Annotated in this window: 24 protein-coding genes, 2 tRNA genes and 1 pseudogene; 14 read left to right on the plus strand and 13 right to left on the minus strand. The window is 72.6% G+C overall.

From position 1 onward, the window contains the following. The first annotated feature begins 84 nt into the window (after positions 1 to 84). The 4 genes from ACWG52_RS23610 to ACWG52_RS23625 all read left to right on the plus strand — a co-directional run bounded on the left by ACWG52_RS23610 (position 85) and on the right by ACWG52_RS23625 (position 5,801). Positions 85 to 1,416, plus strand: a complete 1,332-nt coding sequence (locus tag ACWG52_RS23610) for a peptidoglycan-binding protein (protein ID WP_389817379.1) — start codon at positions 85 to 87, stop codon at positions 1,414 to 1,416. An 11-nt stretch (positions 1,417 to 1,427) separates the two neighbouring features. Then, a complete protein-coding gene (locus ACWG52_RS23615) occupies positions 1,428 to 3,239 on the plus strand; it encodes an SPFH domain-containing protein (protein ID WP_389817314.1) in 1,812 nt (603 codons plus the stop codon). A 175-nt stretch (positions 3,240 to 3,414) separates the two neighbouring features. Continuing rightward, positions 3,415 to 4,032: a lytic polysaccharide monooxygenase auxiliary activity family 9 protein gene (locus tag ACWG52_RS23620; protein ID WP_389817317.1), complete on the plus strand. Its 618-nt coding sequence runs from the start codon at positions 3,415 to 3,417 to the stop codon at positions 4,030 to 4,032. 26 nt (positions 4,033 to 4,058) lie between these two features. Continuing rightward, the gene (locus ACWG52_RS23625; RefSeq protein WP_390169444.1) at positions 4,059 to 5,801 is read left to right on the plus strand and encodes an AMP-binding protein; all 1,743 of its coding nucleotides are present in this window, start codon (positions 4,059 to 4,061) and stop codon (positions 5,799 to 5,801) included. A 12-nt stretch (positions 5,802 to 5,813) separates the two neighbouring features. Here ACWG52_RS23625 and ACWG52_RS23630 read toward each other — a convergent pair whose 3' ends face one another. Continuing rightward, positions 5,814 to 6,680, minus strand: a complete 867-nt coding sequence (locus tag ACWG52_RS23630) for a helix-turn-helix domain-containing protein (protein ID WP_033224785.1) — start codon at positions 6,678 to 6,680, stop codon at positions 5,814 to 5,816. A 199-nt stretch (positions 6,681 to 6,879) separates the two neighbouring features. On the opposite strand from ACWG52_RS23630, the gene ACWG52_RS23635 reads away from it, so the two are divergent. The 3 genes from ACWG52_RS23635 to ACWG52_RS23645 all read left to right on the plus strand — a co-directional run bounded on the left by ACWG52_RS23635 (position 6,880) and on the right by ACWG52_RS23645 (position 8,941). Further along, positions 6,880 to 8,181: a sensor histidine kinase gene (locus tag ACWG52_RS23635; RefSeq protein ID WP_389817325.1), complete on the plus strand. Its 1,302-nt coding sequence runs from the start codon at positions 6,880 to 6,882 to the stop codon at positions 8,179 to 8,181. Then, positions 8,148 to 8,819 carry a response regulator gene (locus ACWG52_RS23640; protein ID WP_390141384.1) on the plus strand — a complete coding sequence of 224 codons (672 nt, stop codon included), beginning with the start codon at positions 8,148 to 8,150 and terminating at the stop codon, positions 8,817 to 8,819. Before ACWG52_RS23635 ends, ACWG52_RS23640 begins: the two co-directional genes overlap by 34 nt. Before the next feature lie 48 nt (positions 8,820 to 8,867). Continuing rightward, positions 8,868 to 8,941 (plus strand) — tRNA-Lys (locus tag ACWG52_RS23645). Between the two features lie 114 nt (positions 8,942 to 9,055). Here ACWG52_RS23645 and ACWG52_RS23650 read toward each other — a convergent pair. After that, positions 9,056 to 9,814 carry an IclR family transcriptional regulator gene (locus ACWG52_RS23650; RefSeq protein ID WP_389817329.1) on the minus strand — a complete coding sequence of 253 codons (759 nt, stop codon included), beginning with the start codon at positions 9,812 to 9,814 and terminating at the stop codon, positions 9,056 to 9,058. Positions 9,815 to 10,064: 250 nt separating this feature from the next. Between ACWG52_RS23650 and ACWG52_RS23655 the strand changes: the two genes are divergently transcribed. Both ACWG52_RS23655 and ACWG52_RS23660 read left to right on the plus strand, forming a co-directional pair. Further along, entirely contained in the window at positions 10,065 to 11,207 is a 1,143-nt protein-coding gene (locus ACWG52_RS23655; protein WP_389817331.1) for an LLM class flavin-dependent oxidoreductase, read from the plus strand. A 255-nt stretch (positions 11,208 to 11,462) separates the two neighbouring features. Further along, complete coding sequence (locus ACWG52_RS23660; RefSeq protein WP_033224789.1) at positions 11,463 to 13,157, plus strand: glycosyl hydrolase family 18 protein; 1,695 nt, start codon at positions 11,463 to 11,465, stop codon at positions 13,155 to 13,157. A 71-nt stretch (positions 13,158 to 13,228) separates the two neighbouring features. Here the strand turns inward: ACWG52_RS23660 and ACWG52_RS23665 are convergent, their stop codons facing one another. Next, positions 13,229 to 13,681 carry a MarR family winged helix-turn-helix transcriptional regulator gene (locus ACWG52_RS23665; protein ID WP_453125826.1) on the minus strand — a complete coding sequence of 151 codons (453 nt, stop codon included), beginning with the start codon at positions 13,679 to 13,681 and terminating at the stop codon, positions 13,229 to 13,231. 106 nt (positions 13,682 to 13,787) lie between these two features. Between ACWG52_RS23665 and ACWG52_RS23670 the strand changes: the two genes are divergently transcribed. From ACWG52_RS23670 to ACWG52_RS23680, 3 genes are all read left to right on the plus strand, one after another. Then, a complete protein-coding gene (locus ACWG52_RS23670; RefSeq protein ID WP_453129076.1) occupies positions 13,788 to 14,174 on the plus strand; it encodes a DUF1398 family protein in 387 nt (128 codons plus the stop codon). A gap of 91 nt (positions 14,175 to 14,265) precedes the next feature. Further along, positions 14,266 to 15,114: a helix-turn-helix domain-containing protein gene (locus ACWG52_RS23675; protein ID WP_390169439.1), complete on the plus strand. Its 849-nt coding sequence runs from the start codon at positions 14,266 to 14,268 to the stop codon at positions 15,112 to 15,114. Next, entirely contained in the window at positions 15,074 to 15,310 is a 237-nt protein-coding gene (locus tag ACWG52_RS23680; protein WP_453125828.1) for a DUF397 domain-containing protein, read from the plus strand. Before ACWG52_RS23675 ends, ACWG52_RS23680 begins: the two co-directional genes overlap by 41 nt. A 46-nt stretch (positions 15,311 to 15,356) precedes the next feature. On the opposite strand, the gene ACWG52_RS23685 is transcribed toward ACWG52_RS23680, so the two are convergent. Next, positions 15,357 to 15,929 (minus strand): ALF repeat-containing protein, encoded by a 573-nt coding sequence (locus ACWG52_RS23685; protein ID WP_453125830.1) that lies wholly within the window; start codon positions 15,927 to 15,929, stop codon positions 15,357 to 15,359. A 128-nt stretch (positions 15,930 to 16,057) separates the two neighbouring features. Beyond that, positions 16,058 to 17,929 carry a putative bifunctional diguanylate cyclase/phosphodiesterase gene (locus ACWG52_RS23690; protein WP_389817351.1) on the minus strand — a complete coding sequence of 624 codons (1,872 nt, stop codon included), beginning with the start codon at positions 17,927 to 17,929 and terminating at the stop codon, positions 16,058 to 16,060. Between the two features lie 346 nt (positions 17,930 to 18,275). Here ACWG52_RS23690 and ACWG52_RS23695 point away from each other — a divergent pair, with 346 nt between their 5' ends. Then, on the plus strand, positions 18,276 to 19,511 hold the full coding sequence (locus tag ACWG52_RS23695) for a M6 family metalloprotease domain-containing protein (RefSeq protein WP_375940391.1): 1,236 nt from the start codon (positions 18,276 to 18,278) through the stop codon (positions 19,509 to 19,511). Positions 19,512 to 19,598: 87 nt separating this feature from the next. Here the strand turns inward: ACWG52_RS23695 and ACWG52_RS23700 are convergent. The 4 genes and pseudogenes from ACWG52_RS23700 to ACWG52_RS23715 form a co-directional block, all read right to left on the minus strand. Next, a tRNA-Lys gene (locus ACWG52_RS23700) sits at positions 19,599 to 19,672 on the minus strand. Continuing rightward, positions 19,663 to 20,254, minus strand: a pseudogene (locus tag ACWG52_RS23705) (bifunctional DNA primase/polymerase). Before ACWG52_RS23705 ends, ACWG52_RS23700 begins: the two are co-directional and overlap by 10 nt. Positions 20,255 to 20,380: 126 nt before the next feature. Beyond that, positions 20,381 to 20,728 carry a hypothetical protein gene (locus tag ACWG52_RS23710; protein WP_030728746.1) on the minus strand — a complete coding sequence of 116 codons (348 nt, stop codon included), beginning with the start codon at positions 20,726 to 20,728 and terminating at the stop codon, positions 20,381 to 20,383. Positions 20,729 to 20,995: 267 nt separating this feature from the next. Further along, positions 20,996 to 21,565, minus strand: coding sequence for an NADPH-dependent FMN reductase (locus ACWG52_RS23715; protein ID WP_453125833.1), 570 nt, complete (start codon positions 21,563 to 21,565; stop codon positions 20,996 to 20,998). A gap of 115 nt (positions 21,566 to 21,680) precedes the next feature. Between ACWG52_RS23715 and ACWG52_RS23720 the strand changes: the two genes are divergently transcribed. Continuing rightward, on the plus strand, positions 21,681 to 22,163 hold the full coding sequence (locus ACWG52_RS23720; protein WP_389817358.1) for a MarR family winged helix-turn-helix transcriptional regulator: 483 nt from the start codon (positions 21,681 to 21,683) through the stop codon (positions 22,161 to 22,163). 39 nt (positions 22,164 to 22,202) lie between these two features. On the opposite strand, the gene ACWG52_RS23725 is transcribed toward ACWG52_RS23720, so the two are convergent. The 4 genes from ACWG52_RS23725 to ACWG52_RS23740 all read right to left on the minus strand — a co-directional run bounded on the left by ACWG52_RS23725 (position 22,203) and on the right by ACWG52_RS23740 (position 26,475). Further along, positions 22,203 to 22,328: a hypothetical protein gene (locus ACWG52_RS23725; RefSeq protein ID WP_389817360.1), complete on the minus strand. Its 126-nt coding sequence runs from the start codon at positions 22,326 to 22,328 to the stop codon at positions 22,203 to 22,205. 63 nt (positions 22,329 to 22,391) lie between these two features. Continuing rightward, on the minus strand, positions 22,392 to 23,732 hold the full coding sequence (locus tag ACWG52_RS23730; protein WP_390141379.1) for an AAA domain-containing protein: 1,341 nt from the start codon (positions 23,730 to 23,732) through the stop codon (positions 22,392 to 22,394). Further along, positions 23,729 to 25,315 (minus strand): hypothetical protein, encoded by a 1,587-nt coding sequence (locus ACWG52_RS23735; protein WP_389817368.1) that lies wholly within the window; start codon positions 25,313 to 25,315, stop codon positions 23,729 to 23,731. Before ACWG52_RS23735 ends, ACWG52_RS23730 begins: the two co-directional genes overlap by 4 nt. Further along, the gene (locus tag ACWG52_RS23740) at positions 25,303 to 26,475 is read right to left on the minus strand and encodes a hypothetical protein (RefSeq protein ID WP_389817371.1); all 1,173 of its coding nucleotides are present in this window, start codon (positions 26,473 to 26,475) and stop codon (positions 25,303 to 25,305) included. Before ACWG52_RS23740 ends, ACWG52_RS23735 begins: the two co-directional genes overlap by 13 nt. Positions 26,476 to 26,562: the final 87 nt, after the last annotated feature.

The raw sequence follows: 26,562 nt of genomic DNA on the forward strand, positions 1-26,562 counted from the left end.
GTCGACCGGTGGACCAGTGGACGAGTGGATGAGCAGGGGAGTGGACGGATCCGCATGACGATGCAGCCTCCGACGCATGTGCAGATGCCGATGCCCGGTTTCCAGGAGTACGAGCCCGCGGGCGACTGTGCGTGCCGGGGCTGCGCCCAGCGCCGCCGCGCCCTCGCCCGCGCGCGGGCCATACCGCTCCGGGACGGGGGGCACCCGGCCGCGCGCGGCGCCCGCAGGGCGCTGGTGCTGGCCACCGCCGCGGGAGTGGTCCTCGGCGGCGGCAGTGCGACCGCGGTGGCCCAGGTCGCCCCGCCCCCGTCCCCGGGGCCGGCGGTCCTGGACGACCCGAGTTCCCCGCAGGGTGCCCGGACCCCGCTGCACGGCCCCAAGGGCGGGCCGGTGGGGAAGCCCGGCGCTCCGGCCCAGCCGGGCGCGGTGCGACGGATCGACCGCGCGACGATCATCAACCGGGCGAAGCTGTGGCTGGACGCGGGGGTCCCGTACAGCATGTCCGAGTACTGGACGGACGGGTACCGACAGGACTGCTCGGGCTACGTCTCCATGGTCTGGAACCTGGGGTCGAACGAATGGACCGGCAGCCTCGACAAGTTCGCCACCAAGATCACCAAGGATGACCTGCTGCCGGGGGACATGCTCCTCTTCCACAACCCGGCGGACCCCAACAACGGCTCGCACGTCGTCATCTTCGGCGGCTGGGTCGACTCGACGCGCACGCACTACGTCGCCTACGAGCAGACGCGCCCGAACACGCGGAAGCTGGCCACGCCCTACGGGTACTGGAGCAACGCGACGAAGTACGTCCCGTACCGGTTCAACGGGGTCCCGGGCGGCCTCCTCCCGGACGCCCCGGCGGGCCCCAAGCCGGGGGACGCGACGGTCTTCCCGGGCGCGGACAAGTTCGCCCCCGGCGCCACCAACGACCACGTGGCCCAGCTCGGCCGGATGCTGATCGAGCGCGGCGCCTACCGGTTCTACCCCAAGGGGGTGGCCGACCGGACGTGGAGCGACCACGACAAGCTCGCCACCGCCGCCTTCCAGCGCGCGCAGGGCTGGACGGGCGCGGACGCCGACGGCATCCCGGGCGCGCACACCTGGAAGCTGCTCGTCGAGAAGCAGGGCAAGAACATCCCGCCGACGGTGGCGGCCGCACCCGGACCGGGTGGGGTACGGGCCTACCCGGGTGCCGCGGTGTTCCGCCCGGGGCAGTCGCACGAGGCCATCAGGGCGCTCGGTCGTCAGCTGGTGAAGAAGGGCTTCGGCAAGTACTACACATCCGGTCCGGGCCCGCGCTGGAGCGAGGCCGACCGCCGCAACGTCGAGGCCTTCCAGCGCGCGCAGGGCTGGACCGGCGCTTCGGCCAACGGCTACCCGGGCCCGGAAACCTGGCGCCGGCTGTTCGCATGACGGAGGTAACGATGTTCCCCACGCGCACCACCTCGACGACGGGCACCCTCCGAGTGCCGCCCCTGGCCGCCCCGGTGGCGGTCCGGTCGGCGGATCCCACCCCCGCGCCCGCCCCGGCTCCTTCCCCCGCGCCCATGGCCGTGCCGGCGGCGGTCCACCCCGGGTGGGCCGCGGAGCCGGCGCCCGTGCCGGAGCCGGCCTACGCGGCCGTGGCCGTCGCGGCGCCGCGCGAGGTCGCCGCCCCGGAGCACGCCGTCGCCGCCGAGACCTCCTTCGGCTGGGCCGCGGCGCAGGCCGCCCGCCCGACGCCCGAGCCGACGCACGGCTGGGAGGTGCCGGCGGCGCGGGCCCACCCGTACGACGAGGCCGACCAGGGCGCCGCCGACCCGTCGGCCGCCGGCCTGGACATCCCGCACCCGCAGGAGCCGGAGGCCCCCGTCGGAGGGGCCACCCTGCGCCTGCGGACCACCGAGGTCCACCCGCGGACCGAGCCGGACGCCGTACCGCGAGCCGAAGCCGCAGCCGAGGCCGCAGCCGCCACAGCCGCCCCCGAGCCGGAAGCCGTGTTCGAGCCCGAGCCCGACTTCGAACCCGAGCCCGAGCCGGAACCCGAGCGCGAGTTCGAGCCCGAGCCCGGACCGGTCACCACGCCCGAACCCGGGGACGCGGCACCGCACTCCGGCATCCCCGGGCCCGGACCGGTCGAGATCGTCGCCCAGGCGGTGGCCCGCGGCCTGGACGACGGGGCTGCCGCGCCGGACCTCCCGCACTCCGGAGTCCACCGGGGCACCTCCGTCACCGAGGTGCCGGTGCACCTCCCGTTCCGCGGTACGCGCCGGCCGCCGGTGGTCCCCGCCCCCGCACCCGCCGCGGCCACCGCACCCGCGCCCCGCGCCCCGCGCCCCGCCCCCGGCCGCCGCGTCCCGCGCGGCGACGACCAGCTCCGCGAGCACCGCGGCCCGGTGCTGCCCGGCTGGGTCGGCGTGGCCGTCGGCGGGCTCGCCCTCGCCGGCTGCGTGGCCGTGCTCTGGCGGGCCGGGGCCGTCCCCGCCGCCTTCGTCGCCGCCTTCGGGGCGGCGCCCCGCGCCTACCAGGGCCTGCGCGCCACCCACTGGCCGCCGCTCGCCTTCCTCGGCATCGTCGCCCTCGTGGCGCTCGGCGGACTCGGCCGGTCCCGCACCGGCCACGCCTGGGTGCTCACCCTCTTCGGCCGCTACCGCGGCACGGTCCGGCGTACCGGCCTGACCTGGGTGAGCCCCCTGCTCCTGCGCCGGCGTGTCGACGTACGCCTGCGGCACTGGCGCAGCGACCCGATGCCCGCGGTGGACTCGGGCGGCCTCGCCCTCCAGGTCGTCGTCCAGGTCGTCTGGCAGGTCCGGGACACCGCACGCGCCACCCTCGCCGTCGAGGACCACACGGAGTACCTCGCCGAGCAGGTCGAATCGGCGATGGCCCGCGTGCTGTCGCAGCTGCCCGCCGACGCCTTCCACGAGGACGCCCCGACCCTGCGCGACGCCGAGGCCGTCGGTGACGCGCTGACCCGGATGCTGGCCGCCGAGACCGAGGCGGTCGGGATCGAGGTGTTCTCGGCCCAGCCGACCCGGATCGAGTACGCGGCCGAGGTGGCCGAGGCCATGCGTCGGCGTCGGGTCGCGGCGATCGACGCCAAGCACCGGGACACCGTGCTGACCTCGGTCGTGGACGCCGTCGACGACACCGTCCACCGGCTGACCTCCCGCGGGCTGGTCGAGCTCGACGACTACGAGCGCAAGGCGCTGGTGAAGGACCTCACGGTCGCCTTCTGCACGGGCCGCTCCGAGTAGGGGCGCCGGCGGGGCGGGAGCGCGCGGGAGAACGGGTGGCCGGAAGGTGACGGACCACCCGTTCTCCCATTGGTATGGACATGGCCAACTCTCGTCAATAATCTGGGACTTGGTCTAGACCTGATCCCCACACGCGCGCGCTCTCATCGAACTCCCCCCACGTTCAAGGAGCATCATGCGTCCCATCCGCATGCCCAGAATGCCCAGGCGGGCCGGCGTCGCCGCGCTCGGCATCGGCCTCGTCGCCGGAATCACGCTCGTCAGCGCCCCCACCGCCAGCAGCCACGGCTACACCGACACGCCCATCAGTCGTCAGAAGCTCTGCGCCAACCGCACCGTTTCCAACTGCGGCGCGATCCAGTGGGAGCCGCAGAGCGTCGAGGGCTTCAAGGGGTTCCCGGCCGCCGGCCCCGCCGACGGCAAGATATGTTCCGGCGGACTCTCGCAGTTCTCCGAGCTCGACGACCCGCGCGGCGGCGCCTGGCCCACCACCAAGGTGACCAGCGGGCAGAGCTACGCCTTCCGGTGGCAGTTCACCGCCAACCACTCCACCACCGACTTCAAGTACTACGTCACCAAGAACGGCTGGACCGGCACCAGGGCCCTCACCCGCGCCGACCTCGAACCCCAGCCCTTCCTCACCGTCGCCTACAACGGCGCCCGCCCCTCGATGACCACCGTCCACCAGGGCGCCATGCCGAGCGGAAAGACGGGCCGGCACATGATCCTGGCCGTCTGGACCGTCAACGACACCCCGATGGCCTTCTACGCCTGCTCCGACGTTCAGTTCTGACGTAACGTCAACTAACCTCCGGCGGCATGCGGACGACGACTGCACCCGACACCGTCGCGGAGCTCATAGCGCGCCAATGGGGCGACCACCGGCCCGGGCTGATGCACCAGGACACCGAGCGGCACGTCCTCACCCACCACCGGACCGTCCAGGAGGCCGCCGCACGCGCCGCGCTCCTCGTCGACCTCATGCCCCCGGGGGCCGAGCCGCACCTCGGGGTCCTGCTCGACAACACCCCCGAGTTCCCGTTCTGGCTCGGTGCGGCGGCCCTCGCCGGGGCCGCCGTCGCCGGGATCAACCCCACCCGGCGCGGCCCCGAGCTGGCCCGCGACATCCTGCACACCGACTGCCGGATCCTGATCACCGAGCGCGCCCACCTGCCGCTGCTGCGCGGCCTCGACCTGCCCGGCGTCCGCGTCCTGGTCACCGGCACCGAGGAGTACGAGGCCCTGCTCGCCCCCTACGCGGCGGCCGAGCCCGGAGAAGCCGCCCTGCGGGCCCCCGCACCCGACTCCCGGCTCCTGCTCTACTTCACCTCCGGCTCCACCGGCGCCCCCAAGGCCGCGATCTGCACCCAGGGCCGGCTCGCGGCCGCCGGCGCCGCGCTGGCCCGCCGGTTCACCGTCACCCCGGACGACGTCCACTACATCTGCATGCCGCTCTTCCACGGCAACGCCGTCATCGCCGACTGGCTGCCGGCACTCGTCGGCGGGGCACCGGTGGCGCTGCGCCGCCGCTTCTCGGCCTCCGCGTTCCTGGACGACGTACGGGCCTACGGGGCCACGTACTTCACCTACGTCGGGCGGGCGATCCAGTACCTCCTGGCCACCGAGCCCCGCCCCGACGACCGCTCCCACACCCTGCGGCTCGGCTTCGGCACCGAGGCCGGTGCGGTGGACGCGGCCCGCTTCGCCGAGCGGTTCGGGGTCCGGCTGGTGGAGGGCTACGGCGCCACCGAGGGTGGCGCCTCCGTCCAGCACACCCCGGACACCCCGCCCGGCGCCCTGGGCCGCGCGGGCTCCGGCGACGACCTGGCGGTGATCGACCCGGCCACCGGCGCGGAATGCCCGCCCGCGGTCCTCGACCCGGAAGGGCGCCTGCTCAACGGCTCGGCGGCGATCGGCGAGCTCGTCAACCGCGGCCGCAGCCTCTTCGAGGGGTACTGGCGCAACCCGGACGCGGAGGCCGACCGCACCCGCGACGGCTGGTACTGGACGGGAGACCTCTTCTTCCGCGACCCGGCGGGCTTCCTCTACTTCGCGGGCCGCACCGACGACCGGCTCCGGGTCGACAGCGAGAACCTCGCCGCCGCGGTCATCGAGAACATCCTGGCCCGTTGGACGGACGCGGCGGCCGTCGCCGTCTACGCCGTCCCGGACGAGGTCGCGGGGGACCAGGTCATGGCGGCCCTCGCCCTGCGGGCCGGCGCGGCCTTCGACCCGGCCGCCTTCGCGGACTTCCTCTCCCACCAGCCCGACCTCGGCACGAAGATGGCCCCGCGCTACGTCCGCGTCGTCCGGGCCATGCCGACCACGGCCACGAACAAGATCCACCGGGTCTCCCTCCGCCACGAGGGCTTCGGCTGCGCGGACCCGGTCTGGCACCGCTCCCCGACCGGTGGCTATCGCCGCCTCGACGAAGCCGCCCTGACCGCGCTCCTCGCGACCTACGCGGCCCAGGGCCGTTCCGATCTGCTGCGACGGCCGGGGACACCTCCAGCGCGGAACGACCGGCCGTGCGGCGGCGTCGAAGCACCCGACGGGCCGTGACCCCGCCGGGGCTCAGTCGTCGGCCCGCACCACCGGGATCCACAGCTCGGCGTCCGCGTGCGTGCCGTCCTGCGACACCCGCGTGCGCGAGAGCGACGGGCCCGGACGGCTCCGGTACGGGTTCGACGGGAACCACTGCGTGTACACGTCCCGCCAGAGGTGCTGGACCGCAAGCGGGAACTCGCCCGAGGACTCGAACACCGCCCACGTCCCCGGCCCCACGTCCAGGCTCTCCGAAGCCCCCGGCACGTCCTCGTCGCTCAGGACCCCGTGGAAATAGTCCAATTCGGTGCCTTCCGCGTCCTGCGCGGAGTGGTTGTCGACCACGGCCAGGACCCCGCCCGGCTCACCCGACCCGTACGCCTCCCACCGCCCCAGCGTCTCCTTGCCGATGCTCTTGACGAACTCCACGATGGCCGGGTTCATCCCCTCGTAGACCAGCGGGACCCGCGTCCCCCTGCCCACGAGCCGGAACCCGTCCTTCTCCACCACCCGGTAGCGCATGCTGCTCCTCCCTTCGACGATCAACCGGAAGGACATCCGGGGCTGGGAGCGCAACGCCGCACCCGTCCGCCGCGCCTCGCCGGGGCCGACCCCGTGCATGGCGCGGAAGGCCCGCGCGAACGCCTCGCCCGAGCCGTAGCCGTAGCGCACCGCGACATCGAGCAGCGTCCGCCGCCCGGCGAGCACCTCGGCCCCCGCGAGCGTCAGCCGTCGCCGGCGGACGTACTCGGAGAGCGGGATGCCCGCCAGCGCGGAGAACATCCGCCGGAAGTGGTACTCCGACGTCATGGCGATACGCGCCAGCTCGGCCACGTCGACGGGCTCGTCGAGGTGCTCCTCGATGTGGTCCATGGCCTGGTTCAGCCGCTCCAGCACTCCTGGCCGTCCTTCCCTCACGGATCTCCACGCTAGGGAGGTCTCCCTGTGCCGGACCCGACTTCCCGTGCCCGGTGCGGTCGGGTCGCCCCGCCCGTTCCCGCGCGGCCGGCGGCCGCGCGGGGGTAGGGCCAGGCCTACCCCCGGGACGCCCGCAGGAGGTATCCCGCTCCGCCGGGCCCCCGGATAGCTTGCCCGTATGGACGATCAGCCCCGCACCCCCTGGCCCGCCCCGACCGGCGGCCGGTACCTGCGGTCCGCCCGGCCCTGGCGGGCCGCCGGATACCTCGTCGGCAGCGCCCTCACCGGGATCCCCGTGCTCCTGGCCCTCGTCCTCCTCGCCGGGGCCGGCGCCGCCCTCGGCCCCGTCCTCGTCGGCCTGCCGCTGCTCGCCCTGCTCTGCCTGGTCGGCGTACCGACCGGCGCCGTCGAGCGCCGCCGGCTGCGCCTCGTCGACCGCGCCCCCGCCCGCACCCCCCACCGCACGCCCGCCGAGCCCGGCCTCCTCGCCTGGGCCCGGCTGCGCTACCGCGAGCAGGCCACCTGGCGCGAGCTCGCCTACGCGGTCCTGCACGGGCTGCTGCTCTGGTGGGTCGACCTCGCCGCCGTCGCGGTCCTCCTCGGTCTGCCGCTGTTGTTGCTCACCACCCCGCTCCAGCTCGCCCTCGCCGCCGACGGCGAGGTCAAGGTGATCAAGCTGTGGCTGGTCACCTCCTACCCGGCCGCCTTCGCCTGCGCCGCCGCCGGGGCCGTCCTGCTGCCCGCCCTCCTCCACCCGCTCGGCGCGCTCGCCGGGGCCCGCGCCGCCCTCACCCGCGCCCTGCTCACTCCCCGCGAGCGCGAACTGAAGAACCTGCTCGCCGAGGTCACCCGCTCCCGGGCCCGGCTCGTCCACGCCTTCGAGGCCGAGCGCCGCCGGATCGAGCGCGACCTCCACGACGGCGCCCAGCAGCGGCTCGTCGCCCTCACCATGACCCTGGGCCTGGCCCGCCTCGACGCACCCCCGGGCCCGCTCGCCGACCGCCTCGCGACCGCCCACGACGAGGCCGGCAAGGTCCTCGCGGAACTGCGCGAGCTGATCCACGGCATCCACCCGCAGGTGCTCACCGACTACGGCCTCACCGGCGCCCTCGCCGACGTCGCCGAGCGGTCCGCCGTCCCCGTGGACGCCGATCTGGGCACCGCCCTGCCACGCCTGCCGGAGTCCGTCGAGGCCGCCGCCTACTTCGGGGTCTGCGAGGCCCTCGCCAACGTCGGCAGGCACAGCGGCGCGGCCCGCGCCGCCCTCACCGCCCGGCACACCGGCACCGCCCTGCGCATCGACGTCGCCGACGACGGCCGCGGCGGCGCCGATCCGGCCGCCGGCTCCGGGCTGACCGGACTGGCCGACCGGATCGCGGTCCTCGATGGCACACTGACGATCACCAGCCCGCCCGGCGGCCCGACCGTTCTGAGCCTGGAGATCCCGTGCCCGGTGATCAGCCCCACGAGCCATCCCTGACCATCGTCCTCGCCGAGGACGGGGTCCTGCTGCGCGAAGGACTCGTCGGCCTGCTGACGCGTTTCGGCCACCGGGTGGTGGCCGCGGTCGGCGACGCGGACGAGCTCCGCGCCGCCGTCGCCGCCCACACCCCGGACGTCGTCGTGACCGACGTACGGATGCCCCCGGGCCTGGCCGACGACGGACTGCGCGCCGCGGTCGAGCTGCGGGCCGCGCGCCCGGGCCTGCCCGTGCTGGTGCTCAGCCAGTACGTGCAGCGCTCGTACGCCGCCGACCTGCTGGATTCCGGGGACGGCAGCGGTGTCGGCTATCTGCTGAAGGACCGGGTCGGGCAGGTGGAGCAGTTCCTCGACGCGGTGGTCACGGTGGCCCGCGGCGGCACGGTGGTGGACCCGGAGGTCGTACGCCAACTCTTGCGTCGGCGGCGTGACCCGCTGGCCGCGCTGACCCCGCGGGAGCGCGAGGTACTGGGCCTGGTGGCGGAGGGGAAGTCGAACGGGGCCGTGGCCCGGGAGCTGGTGGTGTCCGAGGCGGCCGTCGGCAAACACATCGGGAACATCCTGGGAAAGCTCGACCTGCCGCCCGCCGAGGACACCCACCGCCGGGTCCTGGCGGTCCTCGCGTACCTCCGCGGCTAATGGTTTTGAGCACCCCTGAGGACCGGGTAGTATTTTCTCTGTCAGCAGGCGCCGCTAGCTCAGTTGGTTAGAGCAGCTGACTCTTAATCAGCGGGTCCGGGGTTCGAGTCCCTGGCGGCGCACCTGTCCTTCGGGCGGTTTCCGGTCTCACCGGGAACCGCCCGAAGTGTTTTCCGGGCCTGCGCCAGGGCCTGCCAGGGCCTGCCAGGCCCCGCCGGGGCCCGTCCGATCGGTTCCTAGAGCGTGAGCGACAGCAGCAGCGGTGCGGCCTTGCGGTTCAGGGTGTCCGCGGCGGCCCGCAGCCGGTGCGCGTGCTCGACGGGCATCGACAGGGCCAGGCAGCCCACCGAGGCACCGGCCGTGATCGGCACCGCCGCGCAGACGGTACCCACGGCGTATTCCTGCAGGTCCAGCATCGGCACGGTGGCGGGCTGGGCGTCCAGCTTGGAGAACAGGATCCGCTCGTTCACGATCGTCTTCGACGTGAGCCGGGCGATCTTGTGTCGGGACAGGTGGTCGCGCCGCCCGTTCAGGTCCAGCTGCGTCAGCAGGCACTTGCCGACCGCGCTGGCGTGCGCGGCGGAGCGGAAGTCGACCCACTCGTGCACCTTCGGGGTGCGGGGACTGTCCGCGAACTGTGTGATCCTGACCTCGCCGTCCACGTACCGGCTGATGTAGACGGCCGCGCCGACCGAGTCGCGCAGCCGGTCCAGGGTCTCCTGGAGCTTGTCGGTGAGCGCCTGCTGCCGGTCGATCCCGGAGCCGAGCAGGACGAGGGAATCCCCTATGGCGTAAGCACCGTCGGACACCTGCAGGACGTATCCCTCCCGGCGCAGCATGAGCAGCATCGGAGCGAGATGGGCTGCGGGCAGGCCGGTCTCACGCGCGATCTGCGCGTCCGTCACACCACCGGTGTGACGCGCGATCGTTTCGAGTACGCGTAGTGCGTACTGCACCGAGTGGAACGGCGCGGTCGGCTCGGGCTTCAGCGCCACGGTTTCCCCCTAGCAGGTTGTTACCGCTTGCCCTACCACGATAGCCATCAAGAGGCCCATGTGGAGCGCCTGTTGATGAGATTGATGGCTCAATCAGGTCTGCCTGCCTGGATCTACTCCATTGGCATATGCCACTGGCATGCGCGACGACTCCCAGCGCGGGGAATGCCCGGCGGCCGCCCACGGTTCGAACTCTTCGTACGGTGTCGCACTGATGTCGTACGGACCGGAGAGCGAAACGGGAGCGACGATGAGTGACGCAGGGGACGACGCACAGGGCGACGCGCGCGGCAGCCGCGAGGCGAACCGGAACGCGGGCGACGGGATCCGCGCCACCGCACCGGGCCGGGCGACCGTACCGCTCTCCGTCCTGGACCTCGTCACTGTCGGCGCGGGCAGCACCGCCCACGCCGCACTTCGCACGAGCGTCGACATCGCCCGCCTCGCCGAGTCCCGCGGCTACCACCGCCACTGGGTCGCCGAGCACCACTCCATGCCCGGCGTCGCCAGCTCCTCGCCGGCCGTGATCCTGGCCCACCTCGCCGCGCACACCTCCCGCATCCGGCTCGGTTCCGGCGGGGTCATGCTGCCCAACCACGCCCCGCTCGCCGTCGCCGAGCAGTTCGGCACCCTGGAGGCGCTCGCCCCGGGCCGGATCGACCTCGGACTCGGCCGCGCCCCGGGCACCGACGGCCGCACCGCCGCCGCCCTGCGCGGACCCGGACGCCTCGACGAGGCCGCCGACGAGTTCCCCCGAAGCCTCGCGGAGCTCACCCGCTTCCTCGACGACGACTTCCCCGACGGGCATCCGTACGCCCGCGTGCACGCCGTGCCGGGCCCGGTCCAGGGCCCCACCGGCCGACCGCCGCTGTGGCTGCTCGGCTCCTCCGGCTTCAGCGCCCGCCTCGCCGGCGAGCTCGGCCTGCCCTTCGCCTACGCCCACCACTTCTCGGCGGCCGGCACCCTGCCCGCGCTCGACCTCTACCGCCAGACCTTCCGCCCCTCGGCCGTCCTCGACGCCCCCTACGCCGTCATCGGCGTCTCGGCGCTCGCCGCCGACACCGACGCCGAGGCCCGCGCCCAGGTGCTCACGGGCGCGCTGTCGATGCTGCGCCTGCGCACCGGCCGCCCGGGTCTGATCCCGACGCCCGAGGAGGCGGCGGCGTACGCGTACTCCCCGCTGGAGCGGGAGTTCGTGGACAGTTGGCTCGCGAACGTCGTCCACGGCACCCCGGACGAGGTCCGCACGGGGCTGGACGACCTGGCGAAGAGGACGGGCGCGGACGAGCTGATGCTGACCACCAACGCCCACAGCGGGGCCGCCCGGTTGCGTTCGTACGAGCTCGTCGCGGACGCGTACGGCATGCCGGTGGAGGCGCCCGCTGCCGATTGACGGCGTACGAACGGCGTTTGGCTGGTTTGTTGCCGAAACCTTGCGAGGAGCTGCCTGAAGGCAGCCTTAAACCGCTCGTCACCCGGGGTGGCGGGCGGTTTCTGATGTGCGCCCATGTCTCTGACTTGGGGAAATAGCGCGTGAGTGGTCTAGTCCTTCTTTGGTCCGAACCATTGACGTGGGGGTGGAGTGATCGCTATCACTTCTCTCACCCGAACCGCTTGAACTCCCCTCCCACCCCCACGGAGACAGCTCATGCACATCCGTAAACCACTCCTCGCAGCCGCCGCCACGGCCGCGTTGGCCGCCGGAGCGCTGGCCTCCTTCGCGGGACTCGGCACCGCCCAGGCCGCCGACGCCTCGGCCGGGGCCGCGGCGGGCGGCGTCCGCATCGCCTACTACGACCAGTGGAGCGTGTACGGCAACGCCTTCTACCCCAAGCACCTCGACACCCGGGGCATAGCGGGCAAGCTGGACGTCATCAACTACTCGTTCGGCAACATCCACCCCACCAACCTCACCTGTTTCGAGGCGAACAAGGCGGCGGGCGACGACAACAACCCCAACGCCGGTGACGGCGCGGGCGACTCGTACGCCGACTACCAGAAGTCCTTCAGCGCCGCCGACAGCGTCAGCGGGGTCGCCGACAAGTGGGACCAGCCGATCGTCGGCGTCTTCAACCAGTTCAAGCAGCTGAAGGCCAAGTACCCCCACCTGAAGATCAACATTTCACTGGGCGGCTGGACCTACTCCAAGTACTTCAGCGACGCGGCGAAGACCGACGCCTCCCGCAAGAAGCTCGTCTCCTCCTGCATCGACCAGTACATCAAGGGCAACCTGCCGGTCGAGGGCGGATACGGCGGCCAGGGCGTCGCGGCCGGCATCTTCGACGGCATCGACATCGACTGGGAGTACCCGGGCTCCTCCGGCGGCCACCTCGGCAACCACTACGCCCCCGAGGACAAGCAGAACTTCACGCTCCTGCTCAAGGAGTTCCGCGAGCAGCTCGACGCCTACGGCCAGGCCAACGGCGGCAAGAAGTACCTGCTGACCTCGGCGCTCCCGGCCGGCCAGGACAAGATCAAGTACATCGAGACGGACAAGATCGGCGCGTACCTCGACTACGCGAACATCATGACGTACGACATGCACGGCGCCTGGGACAGCGACGGCCCCACCTACCACCAGTCCCCGCTGTACTCCCCGGCCGGCGACCCGACCGACCCGATCGCGCCGGGCACCCAGAAGTACAGCATCGACAACGCGATCGACTCCTGGATCGACGGCAACCCGGCCTACGGCATCACCGGCGGCTTCCCCGCCAACAAGCTGACGCTGGGCTACGAGTTCTACTACCGCGGCTGGAAGGGCGTCCCCGCAGGGGCGAACAACGGTCTCGCCCAGTCCGCGACCGGCGCCTCCGGCGCCCGGCCCACCAGCCAGCAGGCCGGTATCGCCAACTACAAGGAGCTCGGCGGCCTCGTCGACAACCCGGCGACCACCTTCTGGGACGACCAGGCCAAGGCCTCGTACTTCTACAAGGACGGCGAGTTCTTCACCGGCCTCAACCAGAAGGCCATCCAGGCCCGGGTCGACTACGGCAAGCAGCGCGGCCTGGCCGGCGCGATGATGTACTCCCTGCTCGGCCTGGACAACAACACCACCCTGCTGAACCAGATCTCGGACGCCCTCGGCGGAACCACCGTCCCGCCGACCACCCCGCCGACGACGCCTCCGACCACTCCGCCCACGACCCCGCCGACCACGCCCCCGACCACCCCGCCGACGGGCTGCGGCTCGACCCCGGCGTACGTCGCGGGCACGATCTACACGGCCGGCAACGAGGTCGCGCACAACGGCCGCAAGTACAAGGCCCAGTGGTGGACGCAGAACGAGACTCCTGGCACCACGGGTGAGTGGGGCGTCTGGAAGGACCTCGGCGCCTGCTGATCTCCCCCCACCCCGCGCCGAGCGACGCCTGTGCCCCGCCCCCACTCTCCCGGGGGCGGGGCGGAGGTGTGTCACCCGGGCGGGATCCGGCCTTCGGCCTCGTGGCGGTGCACCTGCTCGATGAGGCGGTGCAGCAGGGTGCGGGCGCGGGTGATCTCGCCGGTGGAGATGTCGGCGGTCAGCGCGCGGTGCACATCGGCGGCACGTGCCGTGATCTTGTCCAGTACATGGTGCCCGTGGGGTGTGAGGGTCAGGAGCGGCGAGCCGCGGTGGTCCGGGTTGGGCCGGAAGTCGGCCAGGTCCTCGCGGACGAGATCGTTGGCCACGCGTTGCACCCCCTGGCGTGCGATGCCGAGGCGGCGGGCGGCCTGGGCCACGGTCAGGGGCTCCTCGGAGACCACGCTCAGCAGCTGCCACCGGGCCTGCGTCTGCCCCTCGGTCGCGGCGATCGCCTCGCCGGACCTGCGCAGCACTCCCGCCGCCTCGAACACGTCGGCGACCAGTAGGGCCATCTCGTCCGGCATGCCGCCTCGCCTCCTTGGATTGACAACATGATGTCAGTGCGTAAACCTGTTGTCATTATAGGAGGGAGGAACCATCAGCACCGCGATCACCACCCTGCAGGCCGCCCTGGAGCGCGCGGCGACCGTCCGCCCCAAGGTCGGCGGCTTCCCCTACCTCGCCGAGGTCCTCCGCCAGGCCGGCGTCACCCACTGCCGCATGGCGGTCCCGTCGAACGCCATGCTGTACCTCACCGACGCGGGGCCGGTCGTCGTCCAGGGCGGGCCGCCGGCCACGGGCATGATCGACGTCGCGCCGTTCGACCGCGAGACGCTCGTCGCGGCCCTGCGCGCGGACCAGGCGGGAGAGACGACGTTCCCCGAGTTCGTCCAGGGCTGCCGGCAGGCAGGCGTCGTCTGGTACGACGTCGACCTCGGAGCGCGCACCTGCACCTACTACGGCGCCGACGGCGACAACTACGTCGAGGCCTACCCCGCGGTCGAGGTCGGGATCTGACGATTCCGACCCCGGAGCGTAGGGGAGTCGTTACGCTCGGCCGCAGGCCGAATCCGGCTCCGACCCGCGTTCGTATGGGGGTTACCGTCCCATGGTCCAGGCCCGCGACATCGATCCCAGCGCCTCGCCGCTGGACTACTACAGCTACGAGCTGCGCCGGCTGAGAGAAGAAGCGGGCCTCAAGCAGGCACAGCTCGGCGCGATCATCTTCTGCACGGGCTCCCTGATCGGCATGATCGAGAACGGCAAGCGGGTCCCGACGCGGGACTTCTCGGAACGGGTGGACGCCGCGCTGGGCACCGGCGGTGTGTTCTCCCGCCTGGTGGGGTTGGTCCTGCGGAGCCAGCTGCCGGCTTGGTTTCAGGCTTACGCGGAGATGGAAGCCAGGGCGACGCACATCTCATCGTTCCAGCCGCAGTTGGTCTACGGACTCCTGCAGACGGAGGCCTACGCGAGAGCGGTCCTCCAGGCGGGGTGGGGAGAGAAGCTTGACGAGGCGGTGGCCGCGAGGATGGAGCGTCAGCGCATCCTTACCCGGGAGCGCCCGCCGCTCGTCTGGGTGGTACTTGACGAAGCCGTGCTGCACCGGCCGTTCGGCGGTCGCGAAATAATGCGAGACCAGCTGAGCCACCTGCTGAACTTCCGGAATACCCGCGAGATGCGGATCCAGATTCTTCCGTTCAGCGCGGGTCATCACCCGGCCACTGTTGGGGCGTTCAACGTTCTTCGGTTCGAAGGGGACCCGGATATCGTCTATGCCGAGAGCTACGGTTCGGCTCATGTGACAGCGAATCCCGAGACGGCCAGCGACTGTGCACATCGCTATGACCATTTGCAGGCCGCAGCACTCTCGATGGACGAATCGGCGGCTCTGATCGCCCGTGTACGGGAGGAACGTTATGGGGACCATCCAGGACCGGTCGGGCGTGCTGTGGCGTAAGTCCAGCTACAGCGGCGGGACCGGCGGCGACTGCGTCGAGTGCTCCCCCCTCGGCACCGCCGCCTGGCGCACGGCTTCGTGCGGCGGTACCACCGGAGGAGACGGCCGGGTCGCGGTCCGGGACTCCAAGAACACCGGCGGGCCGGTCTTCACGGTCACGGCAGCCGCGTTCACCACCTTCGTGCGGAGCCTCTGACCTTACGGCGGATCGGCAGCCCCGGCCGGGGCTGCCGCACGCGCGGTCAGAACTGGTACTGGCCGACCGTGATGAAGTGGCGGAGCTCCTCCGGGGTGCCGTCCACGACCTTCTGGGCCGCCGCGTACAGGGCTTCGCTGATGCCCGGACGGGCCATGATCACGCCCACGGCGACGCGGTCGTCCTCGGTCTGGGCCAGTCGCAGGCCGGGCTTCAGGAAGGCGGTCCTGTCGGCCGGGGTGCCGTCCATGGCCTTGGTGATCTCGCGTCGGACGGCCTTGCTGGTGGCCGGCGTGGTGGCGAGGATGCGGCCGATGGCGACCCTGTTGTCCTCGTCCTGGGCCTTCGCGAAGCCCGTGGTCAGGAACGCCACGCGGTCCTCGGGAGTGCCGCTGAGGGCCGCGTTCGCCGCGCGGATCACGCCCTTGCCGCTCGCCGGGTCCGCCAGGATCTTGGCGATGGTGGCGGCGTTCTCCGTGTCGGAGCCCGGCGTCGCGCTCGCCGGTGCCGTGACCGACGTCTTGGCCGGCGCGGCGGTGGCGAGGGCCGGGGTGGCGAGCAGCAGGGCCGGGGTCAGGGCGCCGGCGGTCAGGGCGAGCGCGGTACGGGTGAGCTTCATGGCGATTTCCCCCCACAGGTCAGGATCTTGGTCAAGAACCCTTGGCCTGAAGATCGTCACAGGGGGGTTCGGGGCTGTCCAACGAGGAAAGAGCCCCTAGAAGCCCGCCGAACAGCCAACCGGAACGGCTAGCAGGGGTGGTCCGCGCCGGGCCGGGTGCCGATCATCTCGGCGATCCGTTCCGGGGCCACCGCCCGGGAGTAGAGCCAGCCCTGACCCGTGTCGCAGCCCACGCGCCGCAGCCGTGCCGCCTGCCCGGCGGTCTCCACGCACTCCGCGGTCACCGTCAGCCCGAGCCGGTGCGCGAGCTGCACCAGGGCCTCGACGATGGTCTCGTCGGCCGGGTTCGGGTGCGTGCCCTCCTCGTAGCGGAACCCCCGGACGAAGGAACCGTCCAGTTTCAGAACTGATACAGGGAGCCTGCTGAGGTAGGCGAGGTTCGAGTAGCCGGTGCCGAAGTCGTCGATCGCGATCCGCACGCCCATGTCGCTCAGCGCCTGAAGGGCCTGCAGTGGGCGGCCGGCCGAGCCCATCACGGCCGACTCGGTCAGCTCCAACTGCAGCAGCTGCGGGGCGAGGCCCGTCTCGGCCAGGATCTCCGCGACATCGCCCACGAGGTCGGAGTCCCAGACCTGGCGGACGGCGACGTTGACGGACACGAAGACGGGGGCGTCGCTGGGCTGTTCGATCTGCCAGCGCCGGGCCTGCCGGCAGGCGGTCCGCAGGACCCACTGCCCCAACTGGACGATGGACCCGTCCTCTTCGGCGATTCCGATGAACCGATTCGGCGTGAGCGTGCCGAACTGGGGGTGGTTCCAGCGCACCAGGGCCTCGACCCCGCGCACGGAGCCGCTCTCCAGGTCCACGAGCGGCTGGTACTCCAGCTCGAACTCGCCGCGTTCCACGGCCGGTCGGAGCGTGGAGGAGAGGGCCTGGCGGGTCATGCGGTGCGCGTTGCGTTCCGGGTCGAAGAGCGTCCAGCGGGCCTTGCCGTCCGCCTTGGCCCAGTACAACGTCGTGTCGGCGGCCTGCATCAGCCCGGTCGCCGAGGTGCCGGCCGTCGCCCGCTCCACGACCCCGATCGAGGCGGAGACCGACAGCCGCTGCCCGGCCAGGTCGAAAGGTTCCTGTACGGCGGCCAGCACGCTCCGCGCCAGATCGGCGAGTTGTTCGGTGCCGGTGGAGTCCTCCACCAGCAGGGCGAACTCGTCGCCGCCCAGGCGCGCGACCAGGTGCCCGCCGGTGCGCCCGTAGCCGGACTGGTCGGCGCACTGGGTCAGTCGGGCGGCGACGGCCGTCAGCAGCCGGTCGCCGACCCGGTGGCCGAGGGTGTCGTTGACGGCCTTGAACCCGTCGAGGTCCAGATAGCACAGTCCGATCCGGCCGGTGCCGCCGCCGTGTTCGTACGAGGAGGCCTCCAGGGCGGCGGAGAGCCGCTCGAAGAACAGCGCACGGTTGGGCAGGCGCGTGACCGGGTCGTGCATCTGCAGGTGGCGCAGCCGGGCCTGGAGGTCGCGGCGGTCGCTGATGTCGGTCACCGACAGCAGGACGTCCCCGGTACCGGGGACGGGTCCGAGGGTGACCTCGGTCCAGAGCGAGTGTCCGTCGGGATGCTTGAGGCGGCGGGTGCAGCGCAGTCGGGCCTGCCGGCCGCGGAGCACCTCCTGGTACGCGGCCCAGGTGCGGGCCTCCGCGGCCAGGTCCACCAGATCGGCGGCGGACCGGTGCACGAGGGTGTGCGGTTCGCTGCCGAGCAGCCCGGCGAAAGCCAGGTTGGCGGCGACCACGTAGCCCTCGCGGTCGACGACGGCCATGGCGAGGTGGGCCGCGTTGAACGCGGCCCGGTAGTCGCGCAGGTCGGAGTCGGCGCGGTACGACGACGCCGGCGTGGCCTGGCCGGCTGACGCCGACGGCACTACCGGCACTGCCGGGTGACGCTCCGTAATGGCCGATCGGATGCTGTCGGCCGCCGAACCGGTTCCTTCTGAGGTTCCGCTCACCGTTGGCTCCCGCAGTGTTCGTGAGTGTCCGCGCAGGAAAGTGTGCCGATCATAGAGGCTGTAGGGAGGCCCTATCCAGCGGCGCCACCGGTTGAGACGGTTCGGTTCGGCATGATGACGGATCGTCGACGCACGACCGGGCGATCGTTTCTGCGCGGCTCTGAGCGTGCGAGGGCTTCTGCTGATCTCAGGTGATCGGTCGTGACGTTCTGTAGGCAAGGGCGTGAAGTTCGGGGGTCACCGACTTGCCGTATTACTCACTCGTGTGGGGCAGCGGAACAGGGCATTAGTAAGACAATCGCCTCAAGGTGGATGAACAGGTACGAATCCACCACCGGAGGTCGATGTGGCGCGACAGCAGACACCCGGGGGAGTGGAACGCTCCCGCCTCCGACGTACCGCCGCGGGACTCACCTCTCTGACGGCGCTCGCCGCCATGTCGCTCGTCGCCGGCCCCGCGGTGGCCGACTCCGGAGCCGGACCCTGTGCGCTGACCCGCACCTCGGCGCACCACTCCCTCGGCCTGGACACCTGGAACGGCGCCTACCCCAAGCCCGAACGCACCCTCGACGCCGTGATGGTCTTCCTCTCCTTCCCCGACCACCACAGCACCCTGAAGACCGAGGAGATCGTCGCCGACTACTTCCCCGCCACCAGCGACTTCTTCGAGCAGGCCTCGTACGGGCGGTTCCGGCTGGCCCCGCACCCGCAGAAGCAGTGGATCCAGATGCCCAAGCCGTCGACCGCGTACGGCATAAAGCGCGACTGGGCGGCCGAGGACCGGGCGTCCTACCTCCGGGACGCGGTCGCCACCGCCGACGCCCAGGTGGACTTCCGCAAGTACGACGTCGTCTACTTCGTCGCCGACCCGGACGCGCCCGGCGTGGACTCCGACGCCACCAAGGTCGTCAACTTCGAGCACCCGATCGTCGCGGACGGCACGGAACTGCGGCGGATCGTCACGGTCTTCGAACGCCACCCGCCGGACCGCAACGTCCTGGCCCACGAGACCGGGCACGTCTTCGACCTGCCCGACCTCTACCACCGGCCCACGGACGGCAAGGGCGACTGGGACACCTACGTCGGGGACTGGGACGTCATGGGCAGCCAGTTCGGCATGGCCCCGGACCTCTTCGCCTGGCACAAGTGGAAGCTGGGCTGGCTGGACCCCGCCCAGGTGGACTGCGTGCAGACGGGCTCCTCGATGCACACCCTGCAGCCGCTGGCCCAGGCCCCGCCGAGCGGCGGCACGGGCGGGACCCGGCTCGCGGTGATCCGTACCGGCCCCGGCAGCGCGATCGCCGTCGAGGCGCGGGGCTCCGCCGGCAACGACGGGGACACCTGCACGGAGGGCGTCCTGGTCTACCGGGTGCGCAACGAGGCCTCGTCGGGCGGCGGCCCCATCGAGGTGCTGGACGCGCACCCGTCGACGGAGGCGTGCTGGGACCGCTCGGTGTACCCACCGCTGGCGGACGCGCCGCTGGAGGTCGGAGAGACGTACACCGTGCCGGGGGAGCGGATCACCATCGAAGTGGCGGACCGCACCCGATCCGGCGCGTACACGGTGAAGATCACGACGTGACCGTGGGCGCGCCGGGGGACGGCCCGCGGCGCGCCCCACCGGACGACGAAGAAGGCCCCCACTCGCGTGGAGGCCTTCTTCCGTCTGTGCGCCGCCAGGGACTCGAACCCCGGACCCGCTGATTAAGAGTCAGCTGCTCTAACCAACTGAGCTAGCGGCGCTTGGTGACGAGAGAGACATTAGCAGGAGGATCCGCGGAACGAAAAATCGATATCCCCAGGTCCGGTCGGTGCGGGGCTGCGGGCCGCCCGTACGAAGGCCCAGAGCAGGGCCTCCGGCCCGGGAAGCCAGGGCTCACGCGCGTCCGGGGCCACGAGCCACCGGGACTGGCCGGGGGTGGCGGCCAGCGGCGGCACGGTGACGGCGTCGCCGCGGCCGTGACACAGCGGCGCCGGGGCGGTACGGGAACCTCCCCACTCCTCCCACGCCAACAGGGCGGGCAGCCGGTGCGCGGTACCGGGCGCGGCGAACAGCAGCATCCGGCCGCGGTGCACGGCGACCGGCCCGGAGCCGGGGCCCTCGGCCCAGAGCAGGTCCAGGACGCGGCGCCCGAGGACGAGCGGGACGTTGACGACGTCGAACGGGTCCCCGCAGGGCAGCGTGGCCGGCAGTCCGGGCCGCGCCTCCCACACCGCGAGCGTGCGCCGGGGGTGGGCGGCCGCCGAGGTGAGCCAGGCGGCGCCCTGCGGGGTGACGTGGGTGGCGGGCGCGGTGCGGGCGGGGGCCGTCGTCAGCGTCGTCATATGCCAGGTGTACCCGCCGTAGCGATTTGGATGCCTGGAGTTACCGAAAACCGGGACGGGGAAGGTGTCGCTGGAGTATCTTGCGCACCGCCGGTCCGCCGCGTTCGGCGGTGCGCGCTCGACGGTCTAGGTGAGGTCGGTGCCGGTGCCGCGCTGGAGGGTCTCGCCGAATTCGATCATCTTGAGGGCGTAGTCCTCGGTCCACTCGGCCTGTTCGGCGATCAGCGCCGGCGAGAGCCGGTCGAACCGGCGGGGATCCGCCAGCTGGGCCGCCGCCAGGGCCTGGAACTCCACCGCCCGCTCCTGCGCGGCCCGGAAGGCCAGCGTCAGCTCGGTCGCACGGGTCAGCAGCTCCCTCGGGTCCTCGATCGACTCCAGGTCGAAGAAGTGCTCCGGGTCCGCCACGGCCTCCGAGGGCTCGAAGAGCAGAGGCGCCGGCCGCAGCCGCCGCTCGGTCCGCTCGGGCTCTGCCATGCGTGTCCTCCTGCTGCGCGTGCGAAGTGATTCCGGGCCACCGTCCATTGTCCAACGCCACGCAAGCCCCCTGCGCGAGGGGCTGGAACACCCGTACGGCCGATGGGGTGCGCGAGGGCGACGACGGGTTCGGTGACGGTTGAGTCGCACGCGTGATCGGCCGGCGCCGACATCCGCGCCGATTCGAACCGATCCGCACCCCCGCCGCCCGGTCGCGGGCACCGACCGGGCGGCGGAGGCGGGTGGCACCCGCGGCGGGGAGCCGGCTCAGACCGTGACGGCCTCGGCGGCGCGCCGCGCGGCCAGTTCGGCCACGTCGTCCAGGACCCCGGCGAGTTCGCCCGCGAGCGCCTCCGGGGCCTGGAAGCCCTCGGGGCCGAGCAGCTTGGGGATGCCCGGGATCGCGGCGGAACGCTCGGCGGGCAGCATGCCGAGGCGGGTGAGGACCGGCAGCAGCATCTCGGCGGCCGGGGCGCCGCCGGTGGGGCCGGCGCTGTAGCTGACGATGCCGACCGGCTTGCCCTTCCACTCGTTGTAGAGGAAGTCGATGGCGTTCTTGAAGGGGGCGGTGAAGCCGCCGTTGTACATCGGCAGGACGAAGAGGAAGGCGTCGGCCGAGTCGACCAGGGCGCTCCAGTCGCGGGTGTGCTGGTGCGCGTAGTTGCCGGTGGAGGCGTACTCGGGCTCGTCGAGGAAGGGCAGGGCGATCTCGGCGAGGTCGACGGAGGTGACGTCGAAGCCGCCCCGCTCGCGGGCCTGCTCGGTGACCCAGTGGGCGAGCGGGCGGCCGGCGGAGGTCGGGCGGGTGGCGGCGGAGATAACGTGCAGGCGGGTCATGCTGGGAACTCCCCGTTGGGTGCGGCTGTTGATGTGTCACCTGATGAAACCCAGGATCTGGATGACATGTCAACCAGGTAGGTGATGTGTCACCGACCTGGCTAGAGTGGCGGGCATGACCCCCGCACCGGAGCCAGGTCCCCGCTGGCTCACCGAGTCCGAACAGGACGCCTGGTACGCGTGGCGGCGGATGTTCCCGCTGGTCAACGCCGAGATCGCGCGCGACCTCACGCAGGACAGCGGACTCTCCGAGGCCGACTACGACGTCCTCTCCGTGCTCGGCTCCACGGACGGCCACCGTATGCGCATCAGCGCACTGGCCGAGCTGATGCGCTGGTCCCGCAGCCGGCTGTCCCACCAGCTCACCCGCATGGAGCAGCGCGGCGCCGTCCGCCGCGAGGAGGTGGCCACCGACGGCCGCGGGGCGGAGGTGGTCCTCACCGACGCCGGCGTCACCCTGATCACGGAGGCGGCCCCGCTCCACGTGGAGTCCGTGCGCCGCCACCTGATCGACGCCCTGACCCCGGACCAGCTCCGCACCCTGGCCGAGATCGGCGAGGTCCTCCACGAACGCCTGGGCGCCCGCCGTAAATCGTGAGCCGGCGAGGGCTCTCGCCCGCGGCGCCGCCGCCGGGACTCAGACGGTGAACCCGGAGACCCGTACGTGCGCGACGTCCCCGTCCTCGTGGTCGAGCTCGATGTGTACTCCGTCCGCGAGCCGGTGGCCGGCCTCGTCCTGCGATCGGGGGGTTCCTGGTTCCACATCCGCCCGAAGATCACAACGGCGGGGTGAGGTGACGGGGCGACCGGGCCCCGCAGACCTTCCCTACGGCCGCCAGGCCACCCGGTGCTCGGCCAGATGGGCCAGGACCGAGTGGTTCGCCTCCCAACCATCCGGAAATTTGACCGTCACGCCCAACTGCACCGGCTCCGTCGACGGATGGTCGTCCAGCAACTCCGCGATGCCCGCCCGGGCCACCACCACGCACGCGTGCCGGTGCCGGGACGCCAGCACGCACAGCCGGCCCGTCTCCAGATGGAACGCCGTCGCGTCCGGGCGGCCCGACAGCGGGTGCAGGACCACCGTCAGGTCGTACTCGCGGCCCTGCAGCCGGTTCGCGGTGTCCACCGTGACCCCCGTGACCCCCAGCGAAGCCAACGCCGCGCGGACCGCGGCCGCCTGGTCGCGGTGAGCCGTACCCACCGCGATCCGGTCCGCCGTCAGCGGAGCCGGCGCCGGGGACTGCTCGTCCGAGGTCACCGCCCCGCGGTCCAGGGCCCGGCGGACCACCAGCGCCACCGCCCGCACCGCCTCCGGGTCCGTACGCGGGGTGTGCCGCGCCGGCAGCTCCAGCAGACCCCAGCCCGCCTCCGCCGCCTCGTCCAGCACCCGATCCGGCCCCGACCCGTCCGAGGGCACCCCGTACGCCAGCCGCCGCTCACCCGGGCCCGTACCGCTGCGGAACTGCGTGTACGGGTAGAAGGCGCGCGAGACCAGCGGCGCCGCCGTCGCCGGAAGCCGCCACGACACCGGCAGCCGGTGCTGCGGCAGCTGCGGATTGTGCGCCAGCAGCGTGCTCACCGCCGAGGCCGAAGGATCGTAGGACAACCCCGCCCACTGCTCCGCACCCACCACACTGAACGGATCCAACTGCCCCGGATCGCCCACGAACAGCGCCCGCTCGAACAGCCCGGCCACGGCCAGCAGCGCGTCCGAACGCATCTGGTACGCCTCGTCGACGATGGCGTGCTCCCAAGGCTCCACATCCTTGACGAACGCCCACTTCGCCGCCGTGGAGATGGTGATCGGCAGCTCCGCCAGGTCCTTCGGCTTGGCCGACAACGTGACCGAGGGCAGCTCGCGCAGCGCCGGATCGTAGGCGTCCCCGTCACTGCTGTGCAACCGGCCGACCTTCAACTCCGGGTCCTTGTCGGCGAGACGCAGCACCAGGTCGTCGACCTGCGCGTTCGTCTGCGCCACCACCATCAGCCGGCGGCCCGCCGCGGCCAGCTCCCGGGCCGCCCGCACCACGAGCGTCGACTTGCCCGCGCCCGGCGGCGAGTCGACGACCACCCCCCGCTCCGTCCCGTGCAGGGTGTCGGCCAGGATCGCGGCGGTCGCCCGGGCGGCCGCCGCACCCGGGTCGAAGGAAGCGGTCGTGGTCACAGCAGGTCCTCGTCGGTCACGGAATCGGGCAGGGGGAGGACGCCGGCCGCCGATCCCGGCGGGCCGCCGTGCGTCCACGGGGTCTGCTCGGGCTCGGGAAGCTTCGGGCCGCCCCGCGCGTCGTGCTCGAAGAGCGTCCAGCAGATCCGGTCGCCCTTCTCCGGGACCGTCCCCGGCTCGGGGTCCCGGCCGCGGCCCATCTTGTCGAGGAGCCGCAGCACCAGCCGCCCGTCCTCCTCGAAACGAACGAACTGCGCGCTCTGCGGACGCCCGTCCAGCGAACGGAACACCTTCCCGCCACCCTCGTCGGCGAGCTGCGGCCGGTCCGCCGTCACCACCGTCACCAACGGGCGCGGACTCGGCCGCTTCGACTCCGTCCACTCCATCACCACCTCGGTGACCTCACCGGCGAAAGCCTCGCCCGCGAACCGCCGACCCGCCATCACCAACGGGTCGTCCAAGGCCTCCTGCGCGTCGAGCCGCACCTGCTCCGTCTCCCGCGTGGCCAGCTTCTGGGCCGCCGTCACCGCGTCGTCGCGGCGCGGCTGCGGCGGCTCGCCCGCCCGGACCCGGTCCCGGTGCCCCGTGTAGGACCAGCGGTCGCGCGTCCAGCGCTCCTCCGCCCGCTCGCCCGGCGGCAGGGCGCGCAGCAGGTCGATCGCCTCCCAGGTCCTCCGCCAGGTGCCCGACAGCTGGGACTCCACCAGCCGGCGCACCTCCCGCTCGGCCGCCCGGACATGCCGGTCGTCGTCCCCGAGCCCGGCCGCCAGGTCCGTACGCGCGGCGTCGTACCGGGCGATGGCCGGAGCCAGCAGCTTGTTGTCGAAGGCCGGGTCGGTCGCCGGACCGGCGGGCGGACACACCAACTGGCCGTCCCCGTCGCGACCCACCTCGGCCCGGTGGGCCTCCTCGGCACCCGACCGGCCCTCGGGCGGATCGATCCACCCCAGCAGCGCGCCCAGGTGCTGGTCCTCCAGATTGCTCTGGCCGGTGGCCCAGTGCCGGGACAGCAGGTCCGTCGCCGACAGCAGCATCGAGGAGCCGGGCACCCGCGAACGCTCGGCGAGATGCGTGAACCAGCGCCCGAGCAACGGCACCTGCGAAGGCGCCGGATACGGATTCTCCGGATCCTCCTCGGCGGTGCGCCGGAAACGCATCGAGCGCCCCAGCAGCCGTACGTACTCCACACCCGCCCGGCTCGGCACGATCAGCTGCGGCGCGTCCACGCACAGCTCGGTCTCCACCTTGACCCGCTTGCCCGTCTCCGGATCGGTCTCGCTGCGCTCCGCCGGCTCCACCACGTCCGCGTACGCGTCGATGTGCGCCAGCACCTCCACGGCCAGCTCCGCGAGGAAGGCCCAGCGGCGGTCCCGGTCGCGCGGCTGAGGTATCACGAACAGCCGCGGCTCGTGCCGATCGGTGCCCACCATCGCGCCGAGCGGGGCACCCGCCTCACCGGCCGTGGTCAGCGGCACGAAAACCATCGGGCGCTCGCTCAGATGGCGGTGCCGCACGGTCGCGAGCGGCTGGGCGCGCCCCGCGCGTACGGCCTCCAGCCGGGCCAGGGTGCTCAGCAGGGGCATGCGGGGGTCTCCGGGGAGGGGTGCGGCGGACGGACGGCGGCAAGCTCCAGGGCCTCGGCGCGCAGCCGGGCGGCCCGGTGCAGCGCGGCGGCGGTCGGATCCTCGGCACAACCGGTCCCGGCGGCCGCCGCGAGGGCGGCCTCGACGGTGGTCAGCGCGCCCAGCTCACCGCGGACCGACCGGCCCAGCGCGGTGACCTGGTCGGCGGAACGGGCCCGGTCACGGCAGTGGAAGGCCAGCTCACAGGCGGCCAGGCACTCGGGGGCGTAGGCGGCGTCCACCGCGGACACGGCCTCCACGAGCTCCTCGGCGGTCCGGGTCGCCGGGTCGAAGCTGAGACCCTCGGGCAGCGCGGCGGCCAGCTCCTCGACACGGGTCAGCCGATCCAGCTGGCGGCGGGTCACCGAGCGCTCGCGACGGATGTCGACGGGGGCGGCGGTGGGCAGGTTGGAGAAGTCCTTCGGGCAGACCAGCAGCACGGTGTGCCCCACCTCGGCGCCGGGCAGCTTCCCGGCGGTCCGCTCCAGGGCCAGTGCGTAGACGGCGGCCTGCCGGGCGGCGGCGCCCACCTTCGCCGCGTCGGCGGCGCCGTCGATCATCGGGAACGACTTGATCTCCACGACGGTCCACCGGCCGTCGGGATGGACGACGACGGCGTCGGGCTCCAGATAGGCCGGGGAACCGGCCACCTCCAGCGCCAGCATCGGATGGTCCAGCAGCGTCCAGTCCTTCGCCGACGTGGCCTCGCGCAGCGCGAGCGCGGTCCGCGCGGCACGGCCCTCGGGCCCGGCGGCGCTCAGATCGGGCACGCGGGCACCGGCACCGGGCGGCTCGGCGGCCGTGTCGAGGTGCGCGTGCACCAGCCGCAGCAGCTCGGCCCCGCCGTCGCCCTTGACCTTGGCCTCGAAGGAGTTCCCACGGACTATGGCGAACTGCGACTGCCCGAAGGCGGCGGGCGAGCCGAGCGCCGTGGCCAGGGCGGTCTTGTCCACACCGGCACCGTCGAGCAGGGCCCGTCTGCCACAGCCGGGATTGGCGGCGAGGGCCGCCAGTGCCCGGGCGTCGAGCGGACGGGGCGGCACGGCGGGGCCGCGCAGACCGGCGAGCCGCTGCCGCAGAGACGTCGGCTGCGCGGGGCTGGCGGGCGGGTAGGAGCTCACCCGCGGAAGTGTCCCATCCGCCACTGACAATCGTGGACGGAGTACGGAAACCGGTGGTGGGGAGCGGTGCGACCGGTGCCCCGCGGT

The organism is Streptomyces sp. CLCI03 (genome assembly GCF_053615355.1).

Coding starts and splice junctions, on each gene's coding strand:
- ACWG52_RS23610 (WP_389817379.1), top strand. CDS start 85: ATGCCGATGCCCGGTTTCCAGGAGTACGAGCCCGCGGGCGACTGTGCG.
- ACWG52_RS23615 (WP_389817314.1), top strand. CDS start 1,428: ATGTTCCCCACGCGCACCACCTCGACGACGGGCACCCTCCGAGTGCCG.
- ACWG52_RS23620 (WP_389817317.1), top strand. CDS start 3,415: ATGCGTCCCATCCGCATGCCCAGAATGCCCAGGCGGGCCGGCGTCGCC.
- ACWG52_RS23625 (WP_390169444.1), top strand. CDS start 4,059: ATGCGGACGACGACTGCACCCGACACCGTCGCGGAGCTCATAGCGCGC.
- ACWG52_RS23635 (WP_389817325.1), top strand. CDS start 6,880: ATGGACGATCAGCCCCGCACCCCCTGGCCCGCCCCGACCGGCGGCCGG.
- ACWG52_RS23655 (WP_389817331.1), top strand. CDS start 10,065: ATGAGTGACGCAGGGGACGACGCACAGGGCGACGCGCGCGGCAGCCGC.
- ACWG52_RS23660 (WP_033224789.1), top strand. CDS start 11,463: ATGCACATCCGTAAACCACTCCTCGCAGCCGCCGCCACGGCCGCGTTG.
- ACWG52_RS23665 (WP_453125826.1), bottom strand. CDS start 13,681: ATGCCGGACGAGATGGCCCTACTGGTCGCCGACGTGTTCGAGGCGGCG.
- ACWG52_RS23675 (WP_390169439.1), top strand. CDS start 14,266: ATGGTCCAGGCCCGCGACATCGATCCCAGCGCCTCGCCGCTGGACTAC.
- ACWG52_RS23680 (WP_453125828.1), top strand. CDS start 15,074: ATGGGGACCATCCAGGACCGGTCGGGCGTGCTGTGGCGTAAGTCCAGC.
- ACWG52_RS23685 (WP_453125830.1), bottom strand. CDS start 15,929: ATGAAGCTCACCCGTACCGCGCTCGCCCTGACCGCCGGCGCCCTGACC.
- ACWG52_RS23710 (WP_030728746.1), bottom strand. CDS start 20,728: ATGGCAGAGCCCGAGCGGACCGAGCGGCGGCTGCGGCCGGCGCCTCTG.
- ACWG52_RS23715 (WP_453125833.1), bottom strand. CDS start 21,565: ATGACCCGCCTGCACGTTATCTCCGCCGCCACCCGCCCGACCTCCGCC.
- ACWG52_RS23720 (WP_389817358.1), top strand. CDS start 21,681: ATGACCCCCGCACCGGAGCCAGGTCCCCGCTGGCTCACCGAGTCCGAA.
- ACWG52_RS23735 (WP_389817368.1), bottom strand. CDS start 25,315: ATGCCCCTGCTGAGCACCCTGGCCCGGCTGGAGGCCGTACGCGCGGGG.